Origin of the sequence: Rhizobium sp. Leaf453, assembly GCF_001425605.1 — a bacterium.
Classification (GTDB): domain Bacteria; phylum Pseudomonadota; class Alphaproteobacteria; order Rhizobiales; family Rhizobiaceae; genus Pararhizobium.
Genome location: NZ_LMRG01000023.1, coordinates 143,973 through 161,554, shown reverse-complemented (window position 1 = coordinate 161,554; position 17,582 = coordinate 143,973). Strand labels below are relative to the sequence as shown.

At 61.1% G+C, this 17,582-nt stretch carries 18 protein-coding genes; 15 read left to right on the top strand and 3 right to left on the bottom strand.

What is annotated here, in order from left to right:
• Positions 1–59: 59 nt before the first annotated feature.
• Entirely contained in the window at positions 60–2,060 is a 2,001-nt protein-coding gene (locus ASG68_RS18960) for a CocE/NonD family hydrolase (protein WP_062579874.1), read from the top strand.
• 5 nt (positions 2,061–2,065) lie between these two features.
• On the opposite strand, the gene ASG68_RS18955 is transcribed toward ASG68_RS18960, so the two are convergent.
• Positions 2,066–2,467, bottom strand: a complete 402-nt coding sequence (locus tag ASG68_RS18955; protein ID WP_062579872.1) for an ACT domain-containing protein — start codon at positions 2,465–2,467, stop codon at positions 2,066–2,068.
• A 228-nt stretch (positions 2,468–2,695) separates the two neighbouring features.
• Between ASG68_RS18955 and msrA the strand changes: the two genes are divergently transcribed.
• Entirely contained in the window at positions 2,696–3,430 is a 735-nt protein-coding gene (msrA, locus tag ASG68_RS18950) for a peptide-methionine (S)-S-oxide reductase MsrA (RefSeq protein ID WP_062579870.1), read from the top strand.
• Here msrA and ASG68_RS18945 read toward each other — a convergent pair whose 3' ends face one another.
• The gene (locus tag ASG68_RS18945; protein WP_062579868.1) at positions 3,431–4,348 is read right to left on the bottom strand and encodes an alpha/beta hydrolase; all 918 of its coding nucleotides are present in this window, start codon (positions 4,346–4,348) and stop codon (positions 3,431–3,433) included. It abuts the gene before it with no gap.
• A 148-nt stretch (positions 4,349–4,496) separates the two neighbouring features.
• Here ASG68_RS18945 and ASG68_RS18940 point away from each other — a divergent pair, with 148 nt between their 5' ends.
• The 10 genes from ASG68_RS18940 to ASG68_RS18900 all read left to right on the top strand — a co-directional run bounded on the left by ASG68_RS18940 (position 4,497) and on the right by ASG68_RS18900 (position 15,604).
• Positions 4,497–5,408 carry a LysR family transcriptional regulator gene (locus tag ASG68_RS18940; RefSeq protein WP_062579866.1) on the top strand — a complete coding sequence of 304 codons (912 nt, stop codon included), beginning with the start codon at positions 4,497–4,499 and terminating at the stop codon, positions 5,406–5,408.
• A 128-nt stretch (positions 5,409–5,536) separates the two neighbouring features.
• Positions 5,537–6,697 (top strand): ABC transporter substrate-binding protein, encoded by a 1,161-nt coding sequence (locus ASG68_RS18935; RefSeq protein ID WP_062579864.1) that lies wholly within the window; start codon positions 5,537–5,539, stop codon positions 6,695–6,697.
• 185 nt (positions 6,698–6,882) lie between these two features.
• Positions 6,883–7,881 (top strand): ABC transporter ATP-binding protein, encoded by a 999-nt coding sequence (locus ASG68_RS18930; protein WP_062579861.1) that lies wholly within the window; start codon positions 6,883–6,885, stop codon positions 7,879–7,881.
• Complete coding sequence (locus ASG68_RS18925) at positions 7,878–8,831, top strand: ABC transporter permease (protein ID WP_062579860.1); 954 nt, start codon at positions 7,878–7,880, stop codon at positions 8,829–8,831. Before ASG68_RS18930 ends, ASG68_RS18925 begins: the two co-directional genes overlap by 4 nt.
• The gene (locus tag ASG68_RS18920) at positions 8,821–9,636 is read left to right on the top strand and encodes an ABC transporter permease (protein WP_062579858.1); all 816 of its coding nucleotides are present in this window, start codon (positions 8,821–8,823) and stop codon (positions 9,634–9,636) included. Before ASG68_RS18925 ends, ASG68_RS18920 begins: the two co-directional genes overlap by 11 nt.
• Before the next feature lie 24 nt (positions 9,637–9,660).
• Positions 9,661–11,088: a gamma-aminobutyraldehyde dehydrogenase gene (locus ASG68_RS18915; protein WP_062579856.1), complete on the top strand. Its 1,428-nt coding sequence runs from the start codon at positions 9,661–9,663 to the stop codon at positions 11,086–11,088.
• A 133-nt stretch (positions 11,089–11,221) separates the two neighbouring features.
• Entirely contained in the window at positions 11,222–11,395 is a 174-nt protein-coding gene (locus ASG68_RS30840) for a DUF1328 domain-containing protein (RefSeq protein ID WP_082478159.1), read from the top strand.
• Positions 11,396–11,555: 160 nt separating this feature from the next.
• Positions 11,556–13,733: a TonB-dependent siderophore receptor gene (locus tag ASG68_RS18910; RefSeq protein ID WP_062579854.1), complete on the top strand. Its 2,178-nt coding sequence runs from the start codon at positions 11,556–11,558 to the stop codon at positions 13,731–13,733.
• A 100-nt stretch (positions 13,734–13,833) separates the two neighbouring features.
• Positions 13,834–14,496, top strand: a complete 663-nt coding sequence (gene fhuF, locus ASG68_RS18905; protein ID WP_156373755.1) for a siderophore-iron reductase FhuF — start codon at positions 13,834–13,836, stop codon at positions 14,494–14,496.
• Between the two features lies 1 nt (position 14,497).
• The gene (locus tag ASG68_RS18900) at positions 14,498–15,604 is read left to right on the top strand and encodes an ABC transporter substrate-binding protein (protein ID WP_274534229.1); all 1,107 of its coding nucleotides are present in this window, start codon (positions 14,498–14,500) and stop codon (positions 15,602–15,604) included.
• Between the two features lie 42 nt (positions 15,605–15,646).
• Here the strand turns inward: ASG68_RS18900 and ASG68_RS18895 are convergent, their stop codons facing one another.
• Positions 15,647–16,147 (bottom strand): ferritin-like domain-containing protein, encoded by a 501-nt coding sequence (locus tag ASG68_RS18895; protein WP_062579850.1) that lies wholly within the window; start codon positions 16,145–16,147, stop codon positions 15,647–15,649.
• A 159-nt stretch (positions 16,148–16,306) separates the two neighbouring features.
• Here ASG68_RS18895 and ASG68_RS18890 point away from each other — a divergent pair, with 159 nt between their 5' ends.
• From ASG68_RS18890 to ASG68_RS30835, 3 genes are read left to right on the top strand one after another with little or no spacing between them, the layout of a single operon-like run.
• Positions 16,307–16,831 carry a hypothetical protein gene (locus ASG68_RS18890; RefSeq protein WP_062579848.1) on the top strand — a complete coding sequence of 175 codons (525 nt, stop codon included), beginning with the start codon at positions 16,307–16,309 and terminating at the stop codon, positions 16,829–16,831.
• 41 nt (positions 16,832–16,872) lie between these two features.
• Positions 16,873–17,373 (top strand): hypothetical protein, encoded by a 501-nt coding sequence (locus tag ASG68_RS18885; protein WP_062579846.1) that lies wholly within the window; start codon positions 16,873–16,875, stop codon positions 17,371–17,373.
• Entirely contained in the window at positions 17,370–17,546 is a 177-nt protein-coding gene (locus ASG68_RS30835; RefSeq protein WP_244484278.1) for an Lrp/AsnC ligand binding domain-containing protein, read from the top strand. The genes ASG68_RS18885 and ASG68_RS30835 overlap by 4 nt, the downstream gene beginning before the upstream one ends.
• The last annotated feature ends 36 nt before the right edge of the window (positions 17,547–17,582 follow it).

Below are 17,582 nucleotides of genomic sequence, written 5' to 3'. Positions count from 1 at the left end.
CCTCCCGCATGTGCGGCTTACAGGCCGAAGCGGGAACAGCATGCAGAAAAGTACAGGACATGACCACAGGCAATTTCACCGTCATCGAAAACGAATGGATCATCCTCAAGGACGGAACCCGGCTCGCCGCCCGCATCTGGATGCCGGAGGGAGCCGACACCAAACCGGTCCCGACGGTGTTTGAATATCTGCCCTATCGTAAGGGTGACGGAACGAGCCCCCGCGACGAATCCACCTATCCGGTCTTTGCAGCCGCCGGAATCGCCGGCGTCCGGGTCGATATCCGTGGCTGCGGCGAATCCGACGGTGTGATTGATGGGGAATATACCCCGCGCGAACTGGCTGACGGCTGCGAACTGGTCGCCTGGATCGCTGCCCAAACCTGGTCGAACGGCAATGTCGGCATGATGGGGATCTCCTGGGGCGGCTTCAACTGCCTGCAGGTCGCGGCCCTGAAACCGCCGGCTCTCAAGGCTGTCATCTCGATCGCCTCCACCGTCGATCGCTACAATGACGACATCCACTACAAGAACGGCACGCATCTGTCGGCGCAACTGTCCTGGGCGGCGACCATGCTCGCCTACTCGTCCCGTTCGCCCGACCCGGCCATCGTCGGCGACAAGTGGAAGGCAATGTGGCTGGAGCGGCTGGAAAACGAACCCTTCTTCATGGAGGAATGGCTGGAGCACCAGCGTCGTGACGCCTTCTGGGAACACGGGTCGATCTGCGAGGATTTCGATGGTTTTCCAGTTCCTGCCATGGTGATCGCCGGCTGGGCCGATGGCTATCGCAACACGCCGATGAAGGCGATCGAAGGACTGGGGGACAAGGCCAAGGCGCTGATCGGCCCCTGGGTGCACAAATATCCGCATTTCGCCTGGCCGAAACCGCGCGTCGATTTCCACGGCGAGGCCATCGCCTGGTGGAATCGCTGGCTGCGGGATGAAGACACCGGCGTCGAGGCACTACCGCAGATGCGCGCCTTCATTCTCAATGGCCCGAAACCGGCGCTCCGCCGCAATGTCGAGCCCGGCTTCTGGATCGCCAAGGATGCCTGGACCGCACCGGACATGCAGTGCTTCTATATCGACCAGTTCGGTAGCCTGAACGAAGGCATGCCGATCGCCGGCGCCCATGATCACAATGCTGTCCTCAAATCGCCGCTCGATACCGGCACGGCCGCAGGGGAATGGTTCACCCTGAAACCGGACGCGGAAATGGCGGGAGACCAGCGCGTCGACGATGCCGGCTCGCTGACCTTCCAGACTGCACCGCTTACGGAAGCCATCGACTATCTCGGACAGCCTGTCCTCACCGTCGAACTCGCCTGCGATGCGGACTGGGCCAATCTCGTTGCGCGGCTCGTCGATATCCACCCCGATGGCACGGCGACCCGCGTCACCTTTGGCGTCCTCAACCTCGCCCATCGCGATGGCAATGCCGACCCGAAGCCGATGGCGAAGGGTGAGAAGACGCAGATCCGCCTGGTCCTCGATGCCTGCGGTTATCGTTTTGGCGCCGGCCACCGTATCCGGCTGTCGCTCTCCACGGCCTATTGGCCGATGGTCCTGCCGGCACCGTTCGATCCCGAACTGACGCTGGATCTTGCCTCGCTCGGCCTTGCGATGCCGAAGCTTGGAGACCATCAGGTCATCGCCCTGCCGGAACCGGCCAATCCCGATCCGCTGCCGAAATATATCGAGCACACACCGGGCGAGACCAGCCGCCGTGTCGAGCGCGACATGACGACGGGCAAGACCCACTATCACATCTACGAGGATGGCGGCCTGTTCGAACATCCGGATACCGGCTTTGCCACGCGCGACATTCGCGACGAGACATGGACGATCACTGAGCATGACCCGCTGTCGATGACCGGCATTTCGACATGGACCTGCTTCGCCAAGCGCGAAAACTGGTCGGTCAAGACCGTCGCCATCTCGCGCATCGCCTGCACAGCGACCGAATGGTTGATTTCGGCATCCGTAACTGCCTTCGAGGATGATGCGCAGATTTTCGAGAAGACGTTCGAGAAGAGCGTCCCGCGTGACTTCATGTGAGGCGCTCAGACAGGCACGGCTTCCTTCAAGGCGAGCAGTGCCCGCTCGGCATCACCAACCGGCACGAAGATGTGGTCGTGGTGATAGGCTGCGACCACATTGGCGCTGATGCCATGCCGTGTCAGCGCGGCGGACACCGCCGCCGTCAGCCCGACGGCCTCCAGCGCCGAATGAACCGTCAGCGTGATGCAGCGCAGGACCGGGCCATAGGCAAGACCGGCGGCATCGGCCGTCGCCCGGTCAAGAATTAGCGTCAACCCCTCGTCTTCCCGGAAGAAACCAAGCGGCGAAAGCGCGAGAGAGGCCGCCGGATCGCTGTCTGCTGCCAGGCAATATACATACTCCCCTGGCCGCAAGGCGGGCTGCATCTGCTGCAGCAAGGTCGCGAGATCGGTAATGCCTGTCATCCTGTTTCCTCCCATCCTGGCTGGACACGCGGCCATCACGCCGATGTGCATACTGGCCAGCCAGCCTGTCACTTTGACGTGACGCACGCTTTTGCGATTTGACCGAAGCAGCGGCTTTGACCACATTTTGCTCATAAAGCACGAGCGAATGTCGCTGCAATGCTGACGATCTAAACTATCCGCACGGTTCATATCCGAGCCTCAGACCATTCCCAAGGAGGAAATACCATGCCTGCACTGACAACGATCCGATCCTCGGCCGGTCGCCGCCTCGGCCTTCTCGCCGGTGCGGCAGCGCTCGCCGTCGTCACGTTCGGCCTCTCGTCCACTTTCGGCAATGCAGCGGAGGAAGCTGTCGTCATTCCCCCGCCGGCCGTGGATGAGGCAGCGACGGCCACGACCGAGAAGGCGGTTTTCGCCGGTGGATGCTTCTGGGGGGTTCAAGGCGTTTTCCAGCATGTGAAGGGCGTCAAGAACGCGGTTTCCGGCTATTCCGGCGGCACGAAGGATACGGCCGTCTACGAAACCGTCAGCGGCGGCAACACAGGCCATGCGGAAGCCGTCGAGATCACCTACAATCCGCAGATGGTCACCTACGGCCAGTTGTTGCAGATCTATTTCTCGGTCGCGCACAACCCGACCCAGCTGAACTATCAGGGACCGGATCACGGCACGCAGTACCGGTCGGAGGTTTTCGCCGTCAACGGCGAGCAAAAGAAGATCGCACAAAGCTACATCGCCCAGCTCGACAAGGCGAAGGTTTATGGCGAACCGGTCGTGACAAAGGTCTCCGATATCACCGAATTCTACCCGGCCGAGGACTATCATCAGGATTTCCTGACGCTCAACCCGACCTATCCCTACATCGTCTACAACGACATGCCGAAGATCGAGAATCTGAAGGCGCTGTTCCCGACGAAGTTCAGTTCCGAACCGGTTCTCGTCATGAAAGCCAAAGGCTGATCAGAGCGTCCCGGCTAAAGCGCTGACGCCTCTGCACAGATGCAGGAAACCTTCGCGCGCGCCCTCGCTCATGTGACGGGCGCGCAGCCACGCATGAATCATCTGCGGCTCGGCGCGATAGGTGACATTGACGCCATCAGCGATCAGCCGCTGCGCATAATCGGCAGCGTCATCGCGCAAGGGATCGAAATGCGCTGATGTGATATAGGCCGGGGGCAAGTCCGCAAAACCCTCTGCCTTTAGCGGATGCGCAAAGGCATTGCCGGACGGAGCCTTCACCACCTCGCGATAATAGGCGACATCCGCCGTCGAAAGCCCCGGCGCTTGCGCCATCTCGACATAGGAACCGGAAACCAGATCGCCGCCAAGACCCGGATAGATCAACACCTGTCCGACGATCCCATCCAGCCCTTCCGCCCGCGCCTTCAGCACCACGCCCGCCGCCAGATTGCCGCCGGCGCTGTCGCCCGCCACGATCAGTGGCCGACCATCGGCGAGCAGCGATTGCAGCACCTCGAAACAATCATCGAAGGCGGCCGGCCAGACATGTTCCGGCGCCAGCCGGTAATCGACAGAAACCAGTTCAACCTTCGCCGCATGCGCAAGCTCGGCGCAGATCGCATCATGACTCTCAAGCGAGCCAACGACGAAGCCACCGCCATGAATGTAGAAAACACGAGTCTGCGTGGCAATTTCGGCTGGGCGATAGCGCCGAATGGGAATGCGCCCACCAACCGTCTCATCCTGCCGCGTCAATCCCGGTGGTGACGGCGCATCGAACTCGGCGCACAGGGCATCATACCAAGCCCGCTGCTGCGCAATCGGGGCATCGACAGCATCGTCGGGATAGAAATCCTCGCAGCGTTTGTGGAAGGCGAGAATGCCGGGCTCGGTGGGGATACGGCGCTGGTCGCTCATGGATAGATCTCGCTTTTCATTCCTCACCCTAGCCTGAAATTTTACATGGTTCTGCCCTTGATCCGACATTGTCACCAAACATCCCACGCCAAAGAGCGGCGATTTCCTTTGGCTTGCCAGCCCCCCCTGCCACCGTGCTAGCTAGGCCATGGCCTTCACACTCCGTCAGCTCCAGTATTTCATCGCCGTCGCCGAACAGGGGTCCGTCACCCGGGCGGCGCAGAACCTGTCGATCTCGCAATCTTCGATCACCGAGGCAGTCAAGGAACTGGAGACCGATCTCGGGGTCGAGCTGTTCGAGCGCCATCCGCGCGGGCTGCATATCACCCACAACGGCCATCAGTTCCTGCGTCATGCCACCAAGATTCTGGCCGGCGTGTCCGATGCCCGCCGGGCGTTTTCTCAGGAGCGACAGGAGCGCACCGGCGGCAAGCTCAATCTCGGGGTGACGTCGCTGGTCGCAGGTTACGTGCTGTCGGACCTGTTGGCGCGTTATCGCCGCGCCTGCCCCGGCGTCGAGGTCAGCGCCATCGAGGACAACGGCTCCTATCTCGAACATCTGCTGGTCGGTGGCGAACTCGATGTCGCCGTCATGGTCATTTCCAACCTGCGCGACCGCATGGCGCTGCAGGCGGAAATCATCGAGACCTCGCCCTACCGCCTCTGGCTGCCACTCGGCCATCCTCTGGTCTCGGCCGACATTATCTCCGTCGCCGATATCACCAAGGAGCCGCTGATCATGCTGACGGTGGATGAAATCGAGGAGAATACCGGCAAGCTTTTGACGGCGCTGGGCGCCCGCCCGCACGTTGCCTTCCGCACGCGATCCGTCGAAGCGGTCCGCAGCCTCGTCGCCACCGGCGCCGGCATCGCGCTGCTGCCTGATCTTGTCTATCGCCCCTGGTCGCTGGAAGGCGACCGCATCGAAAGCCGCGACGTCTCCGGCGCCCTGCCCGTCGTCCAGGTCGGCATGGTCTGGCGCAAAGGCTCCGGCCTACCGCAATCGGCGAAGGATTTTATCGGTGTTGCCGAAGCGCTCAGGAGTGGGCGATCACGTTAAAATAGCCTGATATCGGAAAAATCGATACCATCTTTCTGAATATTGAATTTGCGAAAGCGGCAAAATCGCGGCACCTTTCCTCCCGGGAACAAGACCGAAAAATTCGGACACCAAACGGGAGACTGACGATGAAGCAGATTCTGAAATCCTGCACCGCGCTTACCCTTTCGCTCGCTTTCGCCACCCATGCCTTTGCTCAGGAGCCGTTGAAGGAGCTCGGCAAGGGAGAAGGCGAACTGTCGATCGTCGCCTGGGCCGGCTATATCGAGCGCGGCGAGACGGACAAGGCCTATGACTGGGTCACCGGCTTCGAAAAGGACACGGGCTGCAAGGTCAGCGTCAAGACGGCCGCCACCTCCGACGAAATGGTCGCCCTGATGAACGAAGGCGGCTTCGATCTCGTGACCGCATCCGGCGATGCCTCGCTGCGCCTCGTCGCGGGCAAGCGCGTCCAGCCGATCAACACTGCGCTCATCCCGAGCTGGTCGACCATCGACGAGCGCCTGCAGAACGCCAAATGGCATACGGTCAATGGCACCCATTACGGCACGCCCTATGTCTGGGGTCCGAACGTCCTGATGTACAACACCGAAGCCTTCAAGGGCGAGGCGCCGAAGAGCTGGAAGGTCGTCTTCGAGGAAATGAACCTGCCGGACGGCAAGTCCAACAAGGGCCGCATCCAGGCCTATGACGGCCCGATCCACGTGGCGGATGCCGCCAACTACCTGATGTTCCACAAGCCGGAACTCGGCATCAAGGATCCCTACGAACTGAACGAAGACCAGTACAAGGCCGCCCTCGATGTACTGCGCGTCCAGCGCACGCTGGCCAGCCGCTACTGGCACGACGCGATGATCCAGATCGACGACTTCAAGAACGAAGGTGTCGTCGCCTCCGGCTCCTGGCCATTCCAGGTCAACCTGCTGAAGGCTGAAAAGCAGCCGATCGCCTCGGTCTTCCCGGAAGAAGGTGCGACCGGCTGGGCCGATACGACCATGCTGCATGCGGAAAGCGAGCACCCCAACTGCGCCTATATGTGGATGGAACACACGCTGTCGCCCAAGGTTCAGGGTGACGTGTCCGCTTGGTTCGGCACCGTTCCCTCGGTCCCGGCCGCCTGCAAGGGCAATGAACTGCTGACCGACGAAGGTTGCGCCGCCAACGGCTACAACGACTTCGAGAAGATCAAGTTCTGGAAGACACCGACCAGCAAGTGCGAAAGCCAGGGAGAGTGCGTACCCTACCACCGCTGGGTCTCCGACTATATCGGCGTCATCGGCGGGCGGTAAGCACCGTTCTTTCCCTCCCCCTTGTGGGGAGGGTGGCCCGAAGGGCCGGGAGGGGTTTCTCGCTTGAAAGAAAATCCCCTCCCCAACCCTCCCCACAACGGGGAGGGAGTTATCCGAACCAGCCGCCACCAACTTTGCTCTTCATCGATGATGAGGAATGATTGCCGTTATCTTCCGGAGTCCCCATGACCGCCGCCGTCCTGTTTGAAAACGTCTCGCGCCATTTCGGCGCCGTCAAAGCCGTCGACGCGGTCAATCTCGAAATTGCCGAAGGCGAATTCTTCGCCATGCTCGGCCCGTCCGGCTCCGGCAAGACGACATGCCTGCGGCTCATGGCTGGCTTCGAGCAGCCGACGGGCGGGCATATCGAGATTTTCGGCGAGACGGCCGAAGGCGTTCCGCCCTATCGCCGCAGCGTCAACACCGTGTTCCAGGACTATGCCCTGTTCCCGCATCTCTCCATTCTCGACAATGTCGCCTATGGGCTGATGGTCAAAGGGGTAGGCAAGGACGAGCGGCGCAAAGCGGCCGAAGATGCACTCGCCATGGTCAAGCTGCCGGGTTACGGCCAGCGCCGGCCGGGCCAGCTGTCCGGCGGCCAGCGGCAGCGCGTGGCGCTCGCCCGCGCCCTCGTCAACAAGCCGAAGGTCCTGCTGCTCGACGAGCCGCTCGGCGCGCTCGACCTGAAACTGCGTGAGCAGATGCAGGAGGAACTGAAGAGCCTGCAGAAATCCCTCGGCATCACCTTCGTCTTCGTCACCCACGATCAGGGCGAGGCTCTGTCGATGGCCGACCGGATCGCCGTCTTCAACGATGGCAAGATCCAGCAGCTCGGCAGCCCGGAAGACATTTACAAGCGGCCGCAAACCCGTTTCGTCGCCGATTTCGTCGGCTCTTCGAATGTCCTGTCGAGTGCGCTCTGCGCCAAGCTCGGTCTTTCGGCGAAAGCCGCGAGCCTGCGGCCCGAAGCCATCGCCATTGGCGCCTCGTCAGTCGAACAGCTGAGCCTCACCGGCAGAGTAACGGCACGCAGCTTCCTCGGTGCGGTCAACCGCGTCACCGTCGATTGCGACGGTGAAAAGATCATCGTCGCCTACCCGGCCGCCTTGCCCGTTCCCGACACCAGCGCCACCGTTACGCTCGCCTTTTCGCGCAACGACCTTCACCTGATGGAGGAAGCATGAGCGCGCTGGCGACACAATCGACCATCCTGCCGAAGCGGCCGGGTCTGGCTGGGCGGCTGTCGGACTTCCTGTGGAAGCATCCGCAACTCCTGCTGCTGATCCTGCTCGGTCCGCCGGTCCTGTGGCTCGGCATCATCTATCTCGGCTCGCTCTTCGCGCTTCTCTTGCAAAGCTTCTTCTCGATCGACGACTTCTCCGGCCTGATCAATTACGAGTTCACGCTGGCGACCTACAGGCAACTGCTGTCGGACGCCAATTTCGACATCATCGTCCGCACGGTCGCAATGGCAGCGGTCGTGACGCTGTTTTCGGCGCTGATCGCCTTTCCGATCGCCTATTATGCCGCGCGCTACGCCAAGGGCAAATGGAAGGCTGTCTTCTATCTCGGCGTCATGCTGCCGCTCTGGTCGAGCTATCTCGTCAAGATCTACGCCTGGAAGCTCATCCTTGCCAAGGAGGGCATCCTGACCTGGGCCTTCGAAAAGCTGCATCTCCTGTGGCTCTTGGAGGGATGGCTGTCACTGCCGATCATCGGCGGCAACTCGCTCTCGGTCAGCTATACCGGAACATTCATCGTCTTCGTCTATGTCTGGATGCCGTTCATGATCCTGCCGATCCAGGCAGCACTCGAGCGTGTCCCCGGCAATCTGATCGAGGCATCGTCAGATCTGGGCGGCACGCCGCAGCAGACCTTCCGCCACGTCCTGTTTCCGCTGGCTCTGCCGGGCATCGTCGCCGGCTCGATCTTCACCTTCTCGCTGACGCTGGGTGATTACATCATTCCGCAGATCGTCGGCTCCTCGCGCCTGTTCATCGGCCAGGCGGTCTATGCCCAGCAGGGTACGGCCGGCAACATCCCGCTCGCGGCCGCCTTCACCGTCGTGCCGATCGTCATCATGGGCCTCTATCTCTGGATGGCCAAACGCATGGGAGCCTTCGATGCGCTCTGACCGCTCCACATCCGCGCCGCTCGGGCTGAAGATCGCCGCCATCGGCGGGCTCGCTTTCCTGCATATCCCGATCCTGCTGATCTTTCTCTATGCCTTCACGACGGAGGAAAAGAGCTACCAGTTCCCGCCGCCCGGACTGACTCTGCAATGGTTCGCCGTCACCTGGAACCGGCCGGACGTGTGGGAAGCGCTGACCCTGTCGGTCAAGGTCGCGACGATCGCGACCGGCATTGCTCTCGTGCTAGGCACGCTCTGCGCCGCCGCCGTCAGCCAGACCCAGTTCTTCGGCCGTGAAACAATCTCGCTGCTGGTCATCCTGCCGATCGCCCTGCCCGGCATCATCACCGGCATTGCGCTGCGCTCCGCCTTCTCGATGGCCGACATCCCCTTTTCCTTCTGGACCATCGTGCTCGGCCACGCGACCTTCTGCATCGTCGTCGTCTATAACAATGCAGTCGCCCGCTTCCGCCGGGTGTCGGGATCGCTGATCGAGGCATCGATGGATCTCGGCGCCGACGGCTTCCAGACATTTCGCTATGTTATCCTGCCGAATATCGGGACAGCGCTTCTCGCCGGCGGCATGCTCGCCTTCGCCCTGTCCTTCGATGAGGTCATCGTCACCACATTCACCGGCGGCCAGCAATCGACGCTGCCGATCTGGATGCTGGAAGAACTGATCCGCCCCCGCCAGCGGCCGGTCACCAATGTCGTCGCCATGGTGGTGATGCTGGTCACCTTCCTGCCGATCCTGGCCGCCTACTACCTCACCCGCGACGGCGACCAGATCGCCGGTGCCGGTAAATAATCCGAACTTCAAGGGAGAACTTCTATGGACACGCAATTGCTGATCGGATCGACATTCGAAGCCGGGACAGAGGCCGAGGAACTGATCCTCAACCCGCGCACCGGCGGCAAGATCATCGATCTCGCGGAAGCCTCGCAGTCGCAGATCGAGCGTGCTGTCGATGCCGCCGAAAAGGCCTTCGGCAGCTGGTCAGTGACCACGCCAGCGGAGCGCTCCGGTTACCTCCTGCGGATCGCCGATGCCATCGAGAAGGACGCCGACGCCTTTGCCGCCCTGGAAGCTCTGAACTGCGGCAAGCCGATCAATGCGGTGCGCAATGACGAACTGCCGGCGATCGTCGACTGCTGGCGCTTCTTCGCCGGCGCCATCCGCTGCCTGCATGCCACCGTCGCCGGTGAATACCTGCCCGGCCATACCTCGATGATCCGCCGCGACCCGGTCGGCATCATCGGTTCGATCGCACCGTGGAACTATCCGCTGATGATGATGGCCTGGAAGCTGGCACCGGCGATTGCCGGCGGCAACACCGTTGTATTCAAGCCCTCCGAACAGACGCCGCTGACAGCGCTGAAGATGGCGCGGTTGCTCGCCGACATCCTGCCGGAAGGCGTCGTCAACATCATCCTCGGCCGTGGCGAAACCGTCGGCAACACGCTGATCAACCATCCGAAGATCGGCATGGTCTCGATCACCGGCGATATCGCCACCGGCAAGAAGGTGCTGCAGGCGGCCGCCAAGACCGTCAAGCGCACCCATCTCGAACTCGGCGGCAAGGCGCCGGTCATCGTCTATGACGACGCCGATATCGACGCCGTCGTCGCGGGCATCCGTACTTTCGGCTATTACAATGCTGGCCAGGACTGCACCGCCGCCTGCCGCATCTATGCTCAGGACGGCATATACGAAAAGCTGGTCGCCGACCTCACCTCCGCCGTTTCAACCATCAAGTACAACCTCGCAGACGATACCGAAAACGAGATCGGCCCGCTGATCTCCAAGCGTCAGCGCGACCGTGTGGCAAGCTTCGTCGAGCGCGCCACCGAGCAAAAGCATATCGAAGTGACGACCGGCGGCGCGCTGGGCAGCAAGGACGGCTTCTTCTTCCAGCCAACTGTCGTTGCCGGCGCCACCCAGGAAGACGAGATCGTGCGCCGCGAAGTGTTCGGCCCCGTCGTCTCCGTCACTCGCTTCACGGAAAACGACCAGGCCGTGAAATGGGCCAATGACAGCGATTATGGCCTCGCCTCCTCCGTCTGGACCAAGGATATCTCCAAAGCGATGAAGGCCGCGTCCCGCCTGCAATATGGCTGCACCTGGATCAACACGCATTTCATGCTGACCAATGAAATGCCCCATGGTGGCGTCAAGCAGTCCGGCTATGGCAAGGACATGTCGATCTACGCGCTGGAGGATTACACAGCCGTGCGCCACGTGATGATCAATCACGGCTGACAATCGAAGCTGCCGGCAGCGCTTGAATCAAAATGCTCGCCGGCAGCTTTAACCCTTTAAAACAACGGGACTTTCCCGGAACCAAAAAGCCCCTCGCGCGTTACCACCGAAGTTGAACCACGGAGGTTATGCCATGTTGAAATGGGCGCTGATTTTCTTTGTTATTTCCCTGATTACCGGCTTTCTCGGCTTTTCCGGCGTCTCCGCTGCGACGGCCTCGATTGCCAAGATTCTCTTCTACATCGCGCTGATCATCTTCCTGGTCTTCCTTGTCCTCGCCTTCGTGGTCGGTAGCGCCGTCGTATAAAGATACCCCAGATTGCAACGGGCCGCGCAGATTCAATCTGTGCGGCTTTTCTGCGAGATTTCGCGACAAAACATGAGTTAAAAAGTCATAAATCACTTTTCGGCCTGAAAATAATCATGATAAGGACACTCACCTTATCACTCATGCCGAAGTTTATGACATGCCAATCATCCGCCAGACCTCCCGCCGCCTTAGCGCTCGTGTTTCCCTCCTTGCCCTTGTGCCCGTTCTCGTCGGGCTGACGGCTCCGGTCCGTGCGCAGGACAGCACCACCCCAACCGAACTCGAGACATTGACGGTCACCGGCGGCAGCGGCGGCACGATCACGGCGGAAGGCTATGTCGGCACCAGCAGCGCCACCGGCGCCAAGGTCGATACGCCTTTCCTGCAAACCCCGCAGTCGATCTCGTCGGTCACCGAACAGCAGCTGAAGGACCGCAATCCGCAGACGCTTCTGGATACGTTCGCCTACACGCCTGGCTCCCGCGTCGGCGGCTTCGGTTTCGACCCACGTTTCGATTCCTTCTCAGTGCGCGGATTCGACGTCACCTATACCGGCATGTTCCGCGACAACCTGCGCCAGCCGGGCGCCAGCTCCTCGCTGTTCAAGAACGAGCCCTATGGCCTTGAAGGCGTGTCGATCCTGCGCGGCCCCTCCTCGGCACTCTACGGTGCATCCGGCGCCGGCGGCCTGTTCAACCTGATCACCAAGCGCCCGACCGAAGAACCGTTGCGCGAACTGCAGCTCCAGTATGGCACCGACAACCGCTATCAGGGCCAGTTCGACTTTTCCGGTCCCATCAACGATACCGATCCGCTCTACTACCGCATGACCGGCCTGCTGCGCGACGCCGATACCGAAGTCGTCGGTCTTGAAGACGATCGCGCCTATATCGCCCCGGCTTTCACCTGGAAGCCGGATGAAGACACCAAGCTGACCATCCTCGGCGAATATTCCCGCACCAAGACCGGTGGCACGGCCGCCTACTACAACGACCCGCTGACAGGAGAAGTCACCGACATTTTCGGCGGCAACCCGGATTTCAACGATTCCATCCAGAAGCAGGCCCGTCTCGGCTACGAGTTCGAACACCGGTTCAACGAGGTCTTCACCTTCCGCCAGAACATGCGCGTCTCGACCCTGAACACGGTTGCCGACTGGGCCTTCGCCTATGCACCCAATGCCGTCGACCCGCGATATTTGGACAGCAGCGCTGGCAGCTTCGATGAACGTCTGACGGCCGTTACCCTCGATAACCAGCTGGCAGCGGAATTCGATACCGGCGCGCTCGACCATACGCTCCTCGTCGGCGTCGACTACACGAAGCTGCACTTCAAGTCGCTGAACGGCTATGGCCTTACGCCGCCGCTCGACACCGAGAACCCGACCAAGGGCCGCCCCACCGATCCGATCGAGTTCACCGATCGGGTCGTTCAGGATCAGTGGATGATGGGCACCTATCTGCAGGATCAGATCCGCTACGACGCCTGGACGTTCACCGCCGGCGGCCGCTACGACTGGGTTTCGACCGACACCGACACGGCAAACCTGCCGACCAATGCGACGACCTCGGTCTATCAGAAGGACAAGGCCTTCTCCGGCCGCGTCGGTCTGAGCTACGAGACCGATTTCGGCCTCGCGCCCTATATCAGCTATTCCACCGCCTTTTCTCCGAATGCCGGCATCAACCGCGAAACCAATGCGCCGTTCAAGCCGACTGAGAGCGAGCAGGAAGAAGTCGGCGTCAAGTACCTGATGCCGAACAGCAATACGCTGATCACCGCCGCCCTGTTCAACATCGACCAGAAGAACAGCCTCTATTATGAGGTTATCGATCTGGGCAGTGGCCCGGAAAACGTCCAGGTCCAGCGCGGCAAGGTGCGTTCGCGCGGCCTTGAACTCGAAGCGAATACCAGCCTCGACAACGGCCTCTCGCTGATTGCATCCTACACCTATACCGACGCCAAGATCACCGAAGGCCCGGCCGACACGGTCGGCAAGTCGGTCTCCTCCGTGCCGCGCCACATGGCGTCGGTCTGGGCCGACTACACGCTGCCGGAAGACGGTTTCGGTTATGGCCTCGGCTTCGGTGCTGGTGCGCGCTTCCTCGGCGAAAGCTATGGCAATGACCAGAACACCACCAAGAACTCGTCGCGCGTTCTATTCGATGCGTCGGCGCACTACGACTTTGCCGCGATCGATCCGAAATTCGATGGCTTGCGTTTGCAGGTCAATGCCACCAACCTGTTCAACAAGCGCGAAGCGGTCTGCTCACAGGGCTTCTGCTACCGCGACCAGGGCCGCACCGTGATCGGCTCCCTGAAATACAACTGGTGAGCCTTTGACGACGTCCCCCACCCAAGATGCCGAAACCGCGTTCGGGCCCTCCAGCCTGAAGGCGGTTTTCGTCGGTGAGCATGCCTGGTGCGGCGAGAAGATGATGCTGTCGAGAGAGCTCGAAGACGGCATGCCGCTGGAAGACTTCTTCCGCTCGGGCGCGTTTTCCGCCGCGCTGGACAGATATGCCGCCGCCCATGGCGGCACTGACCGACGCGCGGTCGCCTCGATGTGGTCGCTCTACTATTTCTCGTTCCTGACCATCCCCTACATCGTCGCGCGCCGGGCGGACCAACTGCTTCCGATCAACCCGGCGGACATGACGATCGCTCTTGCGGATGATGGCCTGCCGCGTGCACTCGGGTTGCCCGGAGAAGGCGACTGGAGCGATAGCGGTCAGCGGGACCTGCTCTCCTATGTCCTGCCGCTGGCGAAGCAGCACCTACCGGCGGTCGTCGCGCAGCTGAAGGCATTGGGTAGCATCGCCCCCAAGCTTGCCTGGAACAATGCCGCCGTCTATATCGACTACGCATTCAATGCCACCGAACATTTGGCAGAAGGCAGCAGCTGGGCGTCCCGTCCACTGTTCGATCAAACCCATCTGCCGGATGGCACCAGCAATCCGTTCCACGGCTGCCTGCGCCATGAAGCCGACGGCGAGCAGACGGTCTGTCGCCGAAAGGTCTGCTGCTTGCGCTACCTGCTGCCCGGCATTCCGAGTTGCGGCGAGCTCTGCGCTCTCCCTGCCCAACGAAAGCAATGATGTGAAGCGTCTTTTTCTTCTCGCCCTTGGCCTCTTCATGGCCTTTGCTCCGATGGCAATTGCTCAAACGCAGTGGCCATTGACGATCACCGACGGTATCGGCCGGCAGGTGACGATCAAGGAGAAGCCGAAGGCGATCCTGCTCGGCAGCGGCTTCAACCTCGTCGCCCTCTCGCTGATCGATCCCGACCCCGTCAGCCTGCTCGCCGGCTGGTCGGACGACATGAAGGGCGACAATCCAGAGATTTACAAGGATTTCGTCGCGAAGTTTCCCAAGCTCGCCGATGTGCCGATCATCGGTGACGGTACCGGTGACGGCCTGTCCTTCGAGACGATTTTATCGCTGAATGCCGACCTCGCGATCATGGCCAACTGGCAGGCCGATACCGAGCTTGGCAAGCGGGCGATCGAATATCTCGAAACCACCGGCGTGCCGGTCTTCGTCGTCGATTTCAACAGCGATCCCCTGAAGAACACGCCCGGCAACATGCGCCTGCTCGGTCAGATCCTCGATCGCGAGGAACAGGCTAACGCATTTGCGGATTTCTACGAAGAGCGTTTGAAGCGCATTACCGACCGCGTGGCCGCAACTCCGGAACCGGGGCCGAGCGTGCTGATGGACGCCTTCCCGAACCCCGACCGCTGTTGCTTCGCTTATGGCACCGGCGGCCTCGGCGAATTCATCGGCATTACCGGCAGCCGCAATATCGCGACCGACAACCTGCCGCGCCAGGGCGGTATCGTCAGCAGCGAATACCTGATCGAAGCCGATCCGCAGGTCTATATCGCCACAGCTTCGCCCGGCGGCACCTACAGCATCTTCTCCGTCGGCCCCGGCGTCCCCGCCGAGGAAGCCCGCCGCACGCTGGGAGAAGCCGTGAAAAATCCGATCCTCGCCAACCTCTCGGGCGTCCAGAAAGGCCGGGTTCACGGATTGTGGAATTTCTTCAATGCCGTACCGCTGAACATTCTCGCGGCGGAAGCCTTCGCGCACTGGCTGCGCCCGGAGATGTTCGCCGATATCAACCCGGACCAGACGCTCAAGGAAATCAACGAGCGCTTTGCGGCCGTCCCCTTCCAGGGCTCCTACTGGATCAGCCTGAAATAGCAAAAGGGCCGGATTTGAGTTCCGGCCCTTTTGGCGACTGGCTTACGCAGCCTTCTTCATCGCCGTGGCATTGACCGATGCCTCGGCAAGCGCCGTCAGGGCGTGATCGGTATCGCCTTCCTGCTGCAAGGTCTCGTCGAGCAGTTTCACGGCATCCTTGAGGCCGAGCATGCCGGCCCAGGTGCGCAGCGTGCCATAGCGCGCCATTTCATAGTGCTCGACGGCCTGGGCGGTCGCCAGAAGGCCGGCGTCGAGGGCATGCGAGCCCTTGAATTCCTCGATGATCTCCTCGCCCTCCTCGACGATGCCGTCGATGGCGGTACAGGTCTTGCCGACGGCGCGCTTGCCGAAGATTTCGAAGACTTCCTGCAGCCGTTCGATCTGGCCTTCGGTTTCCTCGCGATGCTTCTCGAAGGCCGCCTTGAGCTTCGGGCTCTGCGCCGCCTTCGCCATTTTCGGCAGCGTGCGCAGAATCTTGCGTTCGGCGTAATAGACGTCCTTCAGCATGTCATAGAACAGGTCTTCCAGGGCTTTCTCGGCCATTGGTTTTTTCCTTTGAGCAATTGGATTGTGTCGGAAGCGACGAGCAGACAACGGACCCGTCGAGACATTGTTCCGCAGTCGGGGACAATTGGCAGATTGCAGTCTGCGGCGCTTCCATCGCCGCATTGCGCCGCCTATATAAAAGGTCGGAGGACTTTGATGATCTGGATTCTTCCTGCGCTGGCAGGCCTGCTGATCGTGTATTTCGCCATGCGCTCGTCGCGCTTCCGGCGTTTTGCCGAACCGGTCCTCAGCATTCTCGTCGCCCTGCTGCTGCTCTCCGCATTCCTGGTCTGGTTCCGCGAAGGCGGCTCCTCGACGAACGAGGCCGATCCACCCCCCTTCGCGCAGAACCGTCCGGTTATCCAGCCGGAAGAGATCGTTCTCGAGAACCTGCAGTTCACCCGCAATCGCCCGGACACGAGCTACCGCGTCACCGGCACGATCCTCAACAACAGCCCGGCAGACCTGACTAATTTCAATCTGACGGTAACCTTGGAGGATTGCCCGGGCGGCAAGTGCAAGACGGTCGGCGACGACACCGCGCTGATCCTGGCCCGCATCCGCGCCGGCCAGAGCCAGACATTCGAAACCTTCTTCACTTTCCCGAACCCTTACGGGGTCGATCCGGCCGCCCCCAAATGGTCCTATCGGGTGAGCGACATTCGAGGGCGAATGCCGTAATGTCCGGGACAAAAACACCGAACGTCTAGGATGAGCAAAGCATGTCCGAGCATCATTTTGGCATTCGAAACGAGACGCCGGTGGTCGCCTGGGTCTTCTGTATCGGCTGGATCGCGATGATCTTGCTCGTCACCGTCGCAGTCGTCATGGAAGGCGGTCTTCAGCAGTCCGATATCATCGCACTCGCGGGAACGTGGTCCCTTAGCATCGTGGTCATTTTGGTCATTCTTAAGACCGAAGTCTATCTCACGGTCGAAAATGACATGGTGACGGTTCGTGAGTTCTGGTTATGGAAATTCAGAAAGGAGCAATTTCCGGCGACCGCCATTCGCGCCGTTGGAGTGGTTCTTAAGGAGGATGGGGACGGCGGTGTCACATACTGCTGCATCGTCCAGACTCCGTCGGGTCGAAAGGTGACCGTCAGCGAAGGGATAAGCTTCGCGAAAATCGAAAAGGTTCAAAGCGACCTGGCCGCAGCCATCGCTCGTGCGAAACGCTACAGCGAAGACGATGGTAAAGCTGAAATCGAGCCTGCCGGTTGATCTCAAACCCTACCGGCTGGTCGCTTGCCGGCGCCACGGACCTGATGCTTCTGGTGGAATGGGGATCAAACGGCGATCTCGACACGATCCGCCGGCAGATCGCGACAATCCCGGGCGTGGTGACCGTCCAGACCAGCGTTGCCTTGCGAACCCACTTGGATCGTCGCGGCTGATGATTTGCCGAATGCGACATTTCGAACGAATCTCTT